This is a genomic window from Dietzia sp. DQ12-76 (assembly GCF_014145045.1).
Lineage (GTDB): Bacteria > Actinomycetota > Actinomycetes > Mycobacteriales > Mycobacteriaceae > Dietzia.
The window spans coordinates 1-12,199 of record NZ_JAALDV010000076.1; the positions used below are offsets into that span (position 1 = coordinate 1).

Annotated in this window: 11 protein-coding genes; 3 read left to right on the forward strand and 8 right to left on the reverse strand. The window is 69.6% G+C overall.

Annotation, left to right across the window (positions count from 1 at the left end):
• From pheT to infC, 7 genes are all read right to left on the reverse strand, one after another.
• Positions 1-1,712 (reverse strand): phenylalanine--tRNA ligase subunit beta (gene pheT, locus G6019_RS03750; RefSeq protein ID WP_182627058.1); only part of this gene is annotated, 1,712 nt, incomplete at its 3' end.
• Between the two features lie 41 nt (positions 1,713-1,753).
• Entirely contained in the window at positions 1,754-2,809 is a 1,056-nt protein-coding gene (gene pheS / locus G6019_RS03755; protein WP_107756342.1) for a phenylalanine--tRNA ligase subunit alpha, read from the reverse strand.
• Between the two features lie 108 nt (positions 2,810-2,917).
• On the reverse strand, positions 2,918-4,579 hold the full coding sequence (locus G6019_RS03760; RefSeq protein WP_182611980.1) for an ABC-F family ATP-binding cassette domain-containing protein: 1,662 nt from the start codon (positions 4,577-4,579) through the stop codon (positions 2,918-2,920).
• Entirely contained in the window at positions 4,576-5,472 is an 897-nt protein-coding gene (locus G6019_RS03765) for a TrmH family RNA methyltransferase (RefSeq protein ID WP_182611979.1), read from the reverse strand. The genes G6019_RS03760 and G6019_RS03765 overlap by 4 nt, the downstream gene beginning before the upstream one ends.
• Before the next feature lie 10 nt (positions 5,473-5,482).
• Positions 5,483-5,863: a 50S ribosomal protein L20 gene (rplT, locus tag G6019_RS03770; RefSeq protein ID WP_017836228.1), complete on the reverse strand. Its 381-nt coding sequence runs from the start codon at positions 5,861-5,863 to the stop codon at positions 5,483-5,485.
• A gap of 68 nt (positions 5,864-5,931) precedes the next feature.
• On the reverse strand, positions 5,932-6,126 hold the full coding sequence (gene rpmI, locus G6019_RS03775) for a 50S ribosomal protein L35 (protein ID WP_007630819.1): 195 nt from the start codon (positions 6,124-6,126) through the stop codon (positions 5,932-5,934).
• Between the two features lie 94 nt (positions 6,127-6,220).
• On the reverse strand, positions 6,221-6,826 hold the full coding sequence (infC, locus tag G6019_RS03780) for a translation initiation factor IF-3 (RefSeq protein WP_309230146.1): 606 nt from the start codon (positions 6,824-6,826) through the stop codon (positions 6,221-6,223).
• A gap of 335 nt (positions 6,827-7,161) precedes the next feature.
• Between infC and G6019_RS03785 the strand changes: the two genes are divergently transcribed.
• Entirely contained in the window at positions 7,162-7,572 is a 411-nt protein-coding gene (locus G6019_RS03785; RefSeq protein ID WP_107756339.1) for a DUF1844 domain-containing protein, read from the forward strand.
• Between the two features lie 75 nt (positions 7,573-7,647).
• Here the strand turns inward: G6019_RS03785 and uvrA are convergent, their stop codons facing one another.
• Positions 7,648-10,662 (reverse strand): excinuclease ABC subunit UvrA, encoded by a 3,015-nt coding sequence (gene uvrA, locus G6019_RS03790; protein ID WP_182611978.1) that lies wholly within the window; start codon positions 10,660-10,662, stop codon positions 7,648-7,650.
• A 146-nt stretch (positions 10,663-10,808) separates the two neighbouring features.
• Here uvrA and G6019_RS03795 point away from each other — a divergent pair, with 146 nt between their 5' ends.
• Together G6019_RS03795 and G6019_RS03800 are read left to right on the forward strand one after the other, a co-directional pair.
• A complete protein-coding gene (locus tag G6019_RS03795) occupies positions 10,809-11,510 on the forward strand; it encodes an MBL fold metallo-hydrolase (RefSeq protein ID WP_182611977.1) in 702 nt (233 codons plus the stop codon).
• 179 nt (positions 11,511-11,689) lie between these two features.
• Positions 11,690-12,199 (forward strand): DoxX family membrane protein (locus tag G6019_RS03800; protein WP_182627060.1); only part of this gene is annotated, 510 nt, incomplete at its 3' end.

Here is a 12,199-nt window from a genome sequence, read left to right on the forward strand (position 1 = left end):
GGGAGCAGCGTCGTGGCGAGATGCGCCTTGTCGCTCTCCAGGGGGTTGACCACGGACATGGTGTTGCGCCGCTCGTCGTCGTCGGCCAGCCCCATCGCGTCGAACACCGAGGGGTCACAGAAGGGCGACGTCAACACCTCGACATGCCCGGCGGCCGCCAGGGCGTGGCCCACCGCGCGGCGACCCCGCTGGGCAGCGGTGAGACCACGACCCGCGGGGGCGGACGGCACAACGGACGGGATGTCCTCCAACCCCTCGAGCCGCACGACCTCCTCCACCAGATCCGCGGGCAGCGTGAGGTCCGGGCGCCAGGTCGGTGGGGTGACCTCGAGCAGCACCTCGTCGTCCCCCGAGACGCCGCACCCGATCTGCTCCAGTCGGCGCCGTGCGGTGCCCGACGGATACTCCACCCCGGCGACGCGCGAGGGCCTGCTCGCGTCGAACGCGATGGTCGGCATGACCGGGGCGGATCCGACGTCGGTGAGCGAGGCCTCCACGGAGCCGCCGGCGATGTCGGCGAGCAGCGTCGCGGCCCGGTCCAGAGCGGCGATCGTCGCGGCCGCGTCGACACCACGCTCGTACCGCTTGCCCGCCTCGCTGGGGAGCTTGTGGCGGCGGATCGTCCGGAACACCGCGAGGGCGTCCCACACCGCGGCCTCCAGCAGCACGTCCGTGGTATCCCCGGAGACCTCGGTGTCCGCGCCGCCCATGACCCCGGCCAGCGAGATCGGGCCGCGGTCGTCGCAGATCACCACGTCCTCGGGGTCGAGAGAGCGCTCGACGTCGTCGAGGGTGGTGAGCGCCTCCCCCGCTCGGGCCCGCCGGACGGTGAGACCACCGCGCAGCGTCCCGGCGTCGAACGCGTGCATGGGATGCCCGAGTTCGAGCATCACGTAGTTGGTCACGTCGACCGCCGGCGAGATCGGACGCACCCCCGAGAGCAGCAGTCGACGGACCATCCACCACGGCGTGCGGGCGGACGGGTCGATCCCGGTCACCCGGCGGAGGGCGAACCGCTGCGCGCCCGACTCCGGCGCGACCACCAGGGGCCAGGTCTCACTCCCGGCGGGCAGCCCCAGCTCGGTGGCCGGGTCCGCGAAGTCCAGATCGAATCCGCACGCGAGCTCGCGGGCCAGACCGCGCGCCGACAGGCAGTAGCCCCGGTCCGGCGTGACGTTGAGCTCGATGACGGTGTCGGACCCAGCCGCGCCCGCGTCCAGCACCGCCCCGGCGTCCAGTACCGGGCCGGCGGGGTCACCGGGCTCCGCGGTCCCGTCGGCGAGCACGATGATGCCGCTGTGGTCGGAACCGATACCCAGCTCGGACGCCGAACAGATCATGCCCTCGCTGGGCCGGCCGTAGGTCGTGCGCTCACCGATCTCGAAGCCGCCCGGCAGGACGGTCCCGGGCAGCGCCACCACCACGAGGTCTCCCGCGGCGAAGTTCCGGGCACCGCAGACGATCCGTTGCGGTTCGTCGGCGCCCACGTCCACCAGGCAGAAGCGGATGGGTTTCTTGAATCCTTCGAGCTCCTCGATGCTGCTGACCCGGCCGACCGTGAGCGGACCCCTGATCTCGGGCAGCTGCTCCGGCTCGCCCTCGACCTCGAGGCCGACCCGCACGAACCCCGCGTCGAGCTCGGCCGGGGTCACCGACCAGCCGTCGTTGGCCCGCTGCAGGATCTCGGTCAGCCAGGACTGCGCAATTCGCACTGTGGGGGTCCTTCGTCTTATCGGGTGGAAGGGGGTGGTGGTCAGGCGCGGATGCCGAAGGGCAGCGAGAACCGCACGTCCCCCTCGACCATGTCCCGCATGTCGGACAGTCCGTTGCGGAACTGCAGGGTGCGCTCGAGACCCATACCGAAGGCGAACCCCGAGTAGACCTCCGGGTCGATACCGCAGGCGGTCAGAACGTTGGGATGGACCATCCCGCACCCACCCCACTCGACCCAGCCGGCGCCACCCTTCTTCCGCGGGAACCACACGTCGACCTCGGCCGAGGGCTCGGTGAACGGGAAGTAGTTGGGCCGCATCCGGGTCCGGGTCTCCGGACCGAACAGGGCGCGGGCGAAGGCGTCGAGCGCGCCCCGCAGATGCGCCATGGTCAGGCCCTTGTCGATCGCGAGCCCCTCGACCTGGTGGAAGACCGGTGTGTGGGTGGCGTCGAGCTCATCGGTGCGGAAGGTCCGTCCCGGGCAGGCGACGTAGATCGGGGGCTCCCTGTCGAGCATCGTCCGGATCTGCACGGGCGAGGTGTGCGTGCGCAAGACCTGCCGGCTGCCCTCCGGGGCGATGTGGAAGGTGTCCTGCAGTGTGCGCGCAGGGTGATCCGGGAGGAAGTTCAGTGCGTCGAAGTTGTAGTGCTCGGCCTCGACCTCGGGGCCCTCCGTGATCTCCCACCCCATGGCCACGAACACGTCCATGACCTGCTCGGTGATGATCGTGATGGGGTGTTGGGCTCCGACGGGCGCCCGGCCCGACGGGACGGTCAGATCGAGCGTCTCGGCCACGAGGACGGCGGCGTCACGCTCTGCCTGGAGCTCTGCGAGCCGGGTGTCGTACGCCTGCTGGACCCGGCCCCGGGCCACGTTGACCGCCTTCCCGGCGGAGGCCTTCTGCTCCTTGGGCAGCGATCCGAGTGTCCGGCGCCCCAACGCGATCGGGCTGCGGTCACCCAGGTGGGCGGTCTTGGCCGCCGCGAGCGCCTCGAGGTCGGCGGCGGCGGCGAACGCCGCTTCGGCCTGCGCCGCGTAGTGCGCCAGCGATTCCTCGTCGATCCGCACCTCGACAGCGCTCGTGTCTTCGCTCACCTGTGCTCTCGTCCTCCCCGTCACGGCGATCTCCGGCGATCGCCGGCGGCATCCCGGACCAGGATAGTCGATCGGGATCGGACGCCCCGGCCCACGTGCTCCCGCCTGTCAGCGGACCTCGTCGACAGCGCCGGAGACGACGAGCAGCTCGCGGGTCACCCGGAAACCCCGCCGCATCCGCCGGTCGTGGGTCACCAGCAGGACCGTGCCGTCGAAGGCCTCCACCGCCCTCTCGAGCTGCTCGATCGCGGGCAGGTCCAGATGGTTGGTGGGCTCGTCCAGCACGAGCAGGTTGACGCCGCGCTGCTGCAACAGGGCCAGCGCCGCCCGGGTCCGCTCCCCCGGGGAAAGGGAGGCGCACGACCGGGCGACGTGCTCACCGCCCAGTCCGAACTTGGCCAACAGCGTCCTGCCCTCCGTGGGGTGCAACCCCTCCGGGTCCGCGGCAGCGCAGAACGTGTCCAGCAGGGATCCCGGCCCGCCGAACTCCGAGCGGACCTGGTCGACGCGTCCCGCCGCGACCCCTGCTCCCGTTCTCACCCGCCCCGCGTCCGGGAGTCGATCTCCGGCGAGCAGACCCAGCAGCGTCGATTTGCCGGATCCGTTGGCACCGGAGATCAGCACCCGGTCCCCCGCATCGATCTGCAGGGTCACCGGACCGAGCACGAAATCGCCACGGCGGGCGACCGCCTCGCTCAGGACGGCCACGACGGACCCCGACCGGGGTGCGGCCGCGATCTCCATCTTCAGCTCCCACTCCTTACGTGGCTCGGCGACCACGTCGAGCCGCTCCATCGCGCGCTGGGTCTGGGAGATCTTCACGGCCTGCTTCTCCGACCGCTGTCCGGCGCGGTTTCGGATGTGTTTGTCCTTCTCCGCGTCCCTGCCTCCCGACTTCCGCATGGTGGTGCGCACGCCCTTGTCGAGCCACGTCTTCTGGGTCTGCATGCGCTCCTTGAGCTGACCGACCCGGCCCGCGTACTCCGCATACGCCTCGCGCGCCCGTTGCCGCGCCAGCGCGCGTTCGGTGAGGTAGGACTCGTACCCTCCGTCGAACACCGTGATCTGCCTCTGGGCGGAGTCGAGTTCGACGATCCCGGTCACGCATCTGGCGAGGAACTCACGGTCGTGGCTGACCACCACCATCGGACGCCGCTCGGTGTGAATGAAGTCCTCCAACACCGAGAGCCCCGCCAGGTCGAGGTCGTTGGTCGGCTCGTCCAGCAGCAGGATGTCGTACTGGCTCAGCACCACCGCGCAGAGGGTGACGCGGGCGGCCTGACCACCCGAGAGCGCCGCCATGGGCCGGTCCAGTGCGGCCCCGTCCAGGCCGAGCCGGGCGGCGACCACCGGGATCCGCTCGTCCAGGTCTCCACCGCCGAGCGCGAGCCACCTCTCGAGGGCGTCACCGTAAGCCTCGGCCGCCGAGGCCGAGTCCGCCATCCGCGCGGCGAGATCGTCCATCAGCGCCTGCGCGTGGGCGACCCCGGTGACGCGATGGAGGAAGCCACGCACCGCCTCGTCGTCGTGACGATCCACCTGCTGACGCAGGAGACCGACCGTCGCGTCCGGTGGGCTGACGGTCACCGTCCCCGTCATCTCGGCGTCGGGTTCGCCGGACAGTGCGTGGAGCAGGGTCGACTTGCCGGCACCGTTGGGGCCGGTGAGGCCCCAGACGTCCCCCTCGGCGACGACGAGGTCGAGTCCGGCGAACAGTGAGCGAGCTCCCCGCGCGGCGCCCAGGCCGCGGGCCGTGAGGGTGGCGGTCACGAGGAGGCGGCCTGCAGGCGCGCGCTGGTGTGGAGGCAGATCGAGGCCGCGGTGACGATGTTCAGGCTCTCGGCTCTCCCCCGGATGGGGATCCGCACCCGCAGATCGGCGCGAGCGGCCAGCTCGGCCGGGACGCCGTGTGCCTCGTTGCCGAACACCCACGCCGTCGGCCGGGAGAGCTCCTGTCCGGCGTGTTCGATGTCCACCTCACCGTCACCTGTGGCCACGGCGACCTGAAGGCCCAGGCGGTGGGCCCGACCGATCAGATCCGACTCGGCGACCCCCCGCACCACGGGAAGGTGGAAGAGGCTGCCCGCCGAGGCGCGGACGGCCTTCGTGTTCTCCGGGTCCGCCGCACCCTCGGTGAGCCACACCGCGTCGGCGCCGAGCGCGTCGGCGACGCGCACGAGGGTGCCGACATTGCCCGGCTCGGCCAGCGCCTGGCCCACCGCCACGAGCCGCGGACCACGCTCGCCGGTGTCGTCGGGCCCGTCGGACGCGGAGGGCCCGTCGGACGCGGAGGAGTCATCAGACGCGAAGGGCTCCCGCACGACGGAACGACACAGCGCGACGATCCCCGTCGGCGACACGGTGTCGGACAGTACCCTGACCGCGCGATCGGTGACCACGGAGACGGCGAGCCCGGACGCCGACGCCGTGGTGACGAGGTCGGAGAACCGCTCGAGCGAGTCCTCGCCGCAGAACACCTCGATCGCGACGCCGGCCGCAAGGGCCGCCTCGACCGAGTTCGCCCCCTCCGCGAGGAAGCGACCAGCTTTTCGGCGGGCAGCGGCCCGGTGGAGCTTGGATGCGGAAACGACCCGCGGGGTCCGTTCGGTGAACGGATCCGCGGGTCGTCCGGTGCCCTGCCCGGGCCGGGTGCTGTGCGTCAAGTCGCAGGTGTCAGGCAGCCGGCGCGTTGACGTCGGCCGGCAGTGCGCCACGGGCGACCTCGACCAGCGCCGTGAAGGCGGCCGGGTCGGTGACGGCCAGGTCGGCGAGCACCTTGCGGTCCACCTCGACGCCCGCGAGCTTGAGACCCTGGACGAAGCGGTTGTACGTCATGTCGTTGGCGCGGGCCGCCGCGTTGATGCGGGTGATCCACAGCTTCCGGAAGTCGCCCTTGCGTGCACGACGGTCGCGGTAGCTGTAGGTCATCGAGTGGAGCATCTGCTCCTTGGCCTTGCGGTACAGCCTCGAACGCTGTCCGCGGTAGCCCTTGGTGGACTCGAGTACGGTCCTACGCTTCTTCTGGGCGTTGACTGCCCTCTTCACGCGTGCCACTGGTCAATCCTCACTGATCTGGGTGGCCACCTCGACGGTGACCGGAAGTACTACGTATGGGAGAGGGCTCAGAGCCCGAGGAGCCGCTTGATGCGGGGGACGTCGGCCGGCGCGACGTCCGTGCGACCGTCGAGACGACGGGTGCGCTTGGTGGGCTTCTTCTCCATGATGTGGCGGCGGTTGGCCTGCTGGCGCACCAACTTGCCCGTCCCGGTCTTCCGGAAGCGCTTGGCGGTGCCCTTGTGGGTCTTCATCTTCGGCATGATCGGTCTTCCTCACATGGTTCGTCCCGAAAGACCGGAGGGGTCTCGGGTGAGCGGACGACGTGCGTCCGGTGGTCGGTGTGGTGCCGGAGTCCTACTCCGAGGCGGGGTCGGTGACCTTCGACTCCTGCGCCTTGACCCGGGTCTTGGCTCCCTTGTGCGGGGCCACGACCATGGTCATGTTGCGGCCGTCCTGCTTGGCGCTGGTCTCGACGTATCCGTACTCGGTGATGTCGTCGGCCAGTCGCTGCAGCAACCGGTACCCGAGTTCGGGGCGGGACTGCTCCCGACCGCGGAACATGATCGTCACCTTGACCTTGGAACCCTTCTCGAGGAAACGGACGACGTTCCCCTTCTTGGTCTCGTAGTCATGGGTGTCGATCTTGGGCCGGAGCTTCTGCTCCTTGACCACGGTCTGCTGCTGGTTCTTCCGCGACTCGCGCTCTTTCTGCGCCGCCTCGTACTTGAACTTTCCGTAGTCCATGATCTTGCAGACCGGCGGGCGCGCGGTGGGCGCGACCTCGACGAGGTCCAGATCGGCCTCGAGGGCCAGACGAAGTGCATCCTCGACGCGAACGATCCCCACCTGCTCGCCCCCGGGGCCGACGAGTCGGACTTCGGGGACACGGATTCGTTCGTTGACACGTGCTTCGGCGCTGATGGGCCCTCCTCGGTAGATGGTGCGTCTGTCCGCGACCACTGGCGCGGTCGCGCATCCGCCCTCGAGGTACCCGCGGCGCCGCCGGACACACCGGTGACACCGAGAAGGCCCCACGGCACGGATACCGGGGGGCCTCTCACTCCTCACCCGTCGACGACGACTCGCCCGCGATCAGCTCGCGGGCCCCTCGCCGGGGGTGGTGACCATCAAACTACCTGAGGCGTCGGATGGTGGGAGATCGGGCTCCTCTTGGACGTCGGAACCCACCACATAGCGGGTTCCCACAGTCACCTGAGAACTGTACCAGTGTTGCGGGGGACCCCCAAACCGGTCCGGCCGCCCGGCGTCGAGATACCCGTGGGACAGTATTCGGCATGAACACCGACCACCCCGCGTCCACTGACCCCTCCGACGACGCGGCCGCCGAGACCTCTCTCGAAGACCACCTCGACGCCCGCGAGGTCGAGATCGTCGAACTCGCGGACGTTCCCGCCCAGGAGATCATCTTCCGCTCGATCGTCGTTCTGATGAGCGCCGCGGCGGAGAAGCTCGGGTTGTCCGACGACGACCCGACCGCGAGCCCGCACCTCGACCTCGACGAATCCCGGAAGCTGATCACCTCCCTCGCGGGTCTCGTGACCGGGTCCGCCGAGTACCTCGGACCGCAGGCAAGCGTGGTCCGGGACGGCCTCCAGGGCTTGCAGCGGGCGTTCCGAGAGGCGAGCGCGTTTCCCGACGAACCCGGCGAGGGACCCGGCGAGAAGTTCACCGGGCCGGTCTACTGACGTCGCTCTGACCTTCTGACCCGGCTCCGACCGGCCCGCGGGGTGACGCCACGGTCTTCCCCACCGGGCATCCGATCAGCGCAGCGCCCGTGCCTTGCGTGCCGCCTTGGCCGCGGCGGCCTTCTTCGCCGGGGCTTTGCTCGCGACCGTCTTCTTGCTGGCCGTCGTGCGGGCGGCGGCTCTGCCGGCCTGCTTCCCCGCGGGCCGACGACCCTCCGCGGGCTCTTCCTGCACGGTGGGTAGAACCTGCGCGAGGAAGCGTCCGGTGTGGCTCTCGGGCACCGTCGCCACCTGCTCGGGGGTGCCCTCCGCCACGACGACACCTCCACCGGCCCCACCCTCGGGCCCCATGTCGATCACCCAGTCGGCACTCTTGATGACGTCGAGATTGTGCTCGATCACGATGACGGTGTTGCCCTTGTCGACCAGCCCCTGGATCACCAGGAGGAGCTTGGTGATGTCCTCGAAGTGCAGACCCGTGGTGGGCTCGTCGAGGATGTAGACGGTCCGTCCACTCGACCGCTTCTGCAACTCGGCCGCGAGCTTGACCCGCTGCGCCTCACCACCGGACAGGGTCGGCGCCGACTGGCCCAACCTCACGTACCCCAGTCCGACCTGGGAGAGCGTCTTGAGGTACCGGTGTATCGACGTGATCGGCTCGAAGAACTCGCACGCCTCCTCGATCGGCATGTCGAGCACCTCGGCGATGGTCTTGCCCTTGTAGTGGACCTCGAGGGTCTCGCGGTTGTACCGGGCGCCCTGACACACCTCGCACGGGACGTAGACGTCCGGCAGGAAGTTCATCTCGATCTTGAGGGTGCCGTCCCCCTGGCACGCCTCGCATCGCCCGCCCTTGACGTTGAACGAGAACCGCCCCTGCTTGTAGCCGCGGACCTTGGCCTCGGTGGTCGCCGCGAACAACGTCCGGATCTTGTCGAACACCCCGGTGTACGTGGCCGGGTTGGACCGCGGCGTGCGCCCGATCGGCGACTGGTCCACCTGCACCAATTTGTCGAACGACTCCACCCCGTCGATGCGGGAATGCCGACCTGGAACCTGGCGTGCCCGGTTGAGCTGGTTGGCGAGGGACGTGGCGAGAATGTCGTTGACGAGGGTGGACTTTCCGGACCCGGACACCCCGGTGACAGCGCACAGCACGCCCCCGGGGAACATCACGTCGACGTTCTTGAGGTTGTTCTCCCGGGCCCCGCGTACGTGGAGCATCTTCTCCGGGTTCAGTCCGCGCCGCGTCTCGGGCACCGCGATGGACCGCCGACCCGCCAGATAGTCACCCGTCAGTGACTCCGTGCTGGCCAGCAGCCCGGCGTAGTCCCCGGAGTGCACCACGCGTCCCCCGTGCTCGCCGGCCAACGGGCCGATGTCGACGATCCAGTCGGCCGCGCGGATGGTGTCCTCGTCGTGCTCCACCACGAGAAGCGTGTTCCCCAGGTCCCTCAACCGGACGAGCGTGTCGATGAGACGACGGTTGTCCCGCTGGTGCAGACCGATGGAGGGTTCGTCGAGGACGTACAGCACTCCGGCGAGGCCGGACCCGATCTGGGTGGCCAGCCGGATCCGCTGGGCCTCGCCACCGGACAGACTGCCCGCCACCCGGTCCAGGGACAGGTAGTCGAGTCCCACGTCGAGGAGGAACCCCATACGGGCCTGGATCTCCTTGAGGACCCGGCCGGCGATCATCTCCTGGCGGGAGTCCAGTTCCAGCCCGTCGAGGAACTGCGCGCAGTCCGCGACCGACATCCGCGAGATGTCCGCGATCGACCGCTCGCGCCCGCCTGGGCCCGTCATGGTCACCGCGAGGATCTCCGGCTTGAGTCGGGTCCCCTCGCAGGTGGGACACGGGACCTCCCGCATATACCCCTGGTAGCGCTCCTTCTGCGATTCCGACTCCGTCTGCTCCAGCCGGCGCTTGAGGAACGACATGACGCCCTCGAACTTGGCGTCGTACGTGCGGACCCGGCCGTAGCGGTTCTTGTACCGCACCCGCACCTTCGTCGACGCCCCGCCGAGCACCGCCTTGCGCACCTTGGCGGGCAGGTCCTGCCATGGCGTACGCAGGTCGAAGCCCAGGTCGTCGGCCAGTCCCGAGAGCAGCTGCTGGAAGTAGTCGGCGCTCTGACCCCCCGACCACGGTGCGATCGCGCCGTCGGCCAACGACCGCTCCGGATCGGGGATCACCAGGTCGGGATCCACCTCGAGGTGGGACCCGAGTCCGTCACAGACCGGGCAGGCGCCGTAGGGCGAGTTGAACGAGAACGCGCGGGGTTCCAGGTCGTCCAGGCCGATCGGATGGCCGTTGGGACAGGCCATGTGTTCGGAGAACCGACGCCGCCGGGCCTGGTCGGTCTCGTCGAGGTCCACATAGTCGATCACGATGACGCCGTCCGCCAGGCCCAACGCGGTCTCGACGGAATCGGTGAGGCGCTGTCGCGAGGACGGCTTCGCGGCGAGTCGGTCGACGACCACCTCGATGTCGTGCTTCTCCTGCTTCTTGAGCGTGGGCGGTTCCGCGAGGGTGTGGAGCTCACCGTCGACCCGCACACGGTTGTACCCGTCGGCCGCGAGCTGCGCGAACAGGTCGACGAACTCCCCCTTCCTCGTGCGCACGACCGGCGCGAGGACCTGGAACCGCACGCCCTCCTCGCCGGCGAGGATCTGGTCGACGATCTGCTGAGGGGTCTGACGCGAGACCACCTCTCCGCACGTGGGGCAGTGCGGCACACCCGCCCGCGCATAGAGCAGACGGAGGTAGTCGTAGACCTCGGTGATCGTGCCCACGGTCGACCGCGGGTTCCGGTTGGTGGACTTCTGGTCGATCGACACCGCCGGGGAGAGCCCCTCGATGAAGTCGACGTCCGGCTTGTCCATCTGCCCGAGGAACATGCGCGCATAGGAGGAGAGCGACTCGACGTACCGACGCTGACCTTCGGCGAAGATCGTGTCGAACGCCAACGAGGACTTGCCGGAGCCGGACAATCCGGTGAAGACGATCAGGGCGTCGCGCGGGACGTCGATGTCCACGCCCTTGAGGTTGTGTTCCCGTGCGCCGCGGACGACCAGACGGTCCACCATGGGTACTCCTTCCGAGGGGGCTGTCGCCACGGACCCGTGGCGGTGGCCGTGCGCGCCGCATGGCCGCCGTCCCGCAGACGAAGGTACCAACGAACCCCGACACGCTTCCCGTCGCAGACCGCCGTCGACACCAGTAGCCTGCAATTATGTCGAATTCCGCCGCTTCAGTTCCCGCGCACATCACCCTCACCGAGGGCTACTCCGGCCGTCTGGGCGGTCGCCTGACCGGCGAGCGCTGGACCGTCGGCCCGGCGCGGTTGTCCAAGATCTCCGTGGGAGAGATGGACAACAACGTCTACGTGATCGAGTCCGTCTCCACCGGCGAGGCACTCCTCGTCGACGCGGCCAACGACGCCCCCCAGCTCATCGCCCACCTCGAGACGCAGGCCCCCGGGGTGCGAGAGGTGGTCACGACCCACCTGCACGCCGACCACTGGATCGGTCTCCCCGAGACCGTCGAGGCCCTCGGCCTGAGGACCATCGCCTCACCCGGTGACGCCGAAGAGATCCACGTACCGACGGACCGCCACGTCTCTCACGGTGACGAGATCGTCGTGGGGGATCTGCGCGTCGGGGTGATCGGTCTGCGTGGCCACACCCCGGACGGCATCGCGCTCCTGCTCCGAACCGCGGAGGGGTCCCACCTGTTCGCCGGTGACTCCCTCTTCCCCGGTGGCCCGGGGAAGACCGCCACTCCGGAACAGTTCGCCACCCTCATGGACGACCTCGAGACCCGGGTGTTCGGGGTGCTCGACGACGACGTGGTGGTCCATCCCGGACACGGCGATGACACCACACTCGGGGACGAGCGGCCGAGCCTGAGAACGTGGCGGGAACGCGGCTGGTGACCGACGACAGCCCGGGGCGAGGAGCTTGTCGGAATCGTTATCTCGGCCCTCCATGACCGATCGCCCCAGCGCATCACGCGGGTCCGCGCGGTCCGCGACATGCGAGGTTCCCGGACCGGAGGCGAGTCGCCGGGGTTTTCACTAGGTTCGACCACGCATCCCAATTCCCAGGAGGAACGATGATCCGACGACTCGCACGACCCATGCTCGCCACGGTGTTCGTCATCGACGGCGTGGAGACACTCCGCAATCCGCAGGCCCATGTCGCCAAGGCGGCCCCGCTCGTGGACAAGGCCGCGCCCCTGGTGGAGAAGGGCGAGCAGGCGGTCAACGAGCACGTCACGACCTCGGTGCCGCCGGTCACCAAGGACACCGAGACGCTGGTCAAGGCTCTCGCCGGGGTCAAGGTCGGCGCGGGCGTGCTCTTCGCACTGGGCAAGGCCCCCCGCCTGTCGGCCCTCGCACTCACGGCGTCGCACCTGCCCACGACCGTCACCCGCAACGACTTCTGGGCGGAGTCCGACTCCGCCGCCAAGAGCCGCAAGACCACCGGCCTGGCCACCGACGTCGCGCTGCTCGGAGCGCTCCTGCTCGCCTCGGTCGACACCGCCGGCCAGCCGGGTCTCACGTGGCGCGCCCGCAGGGCGGGAGACAAGGTCACGGCCAAGCTGCCCGGAGCGAAGGCCGAG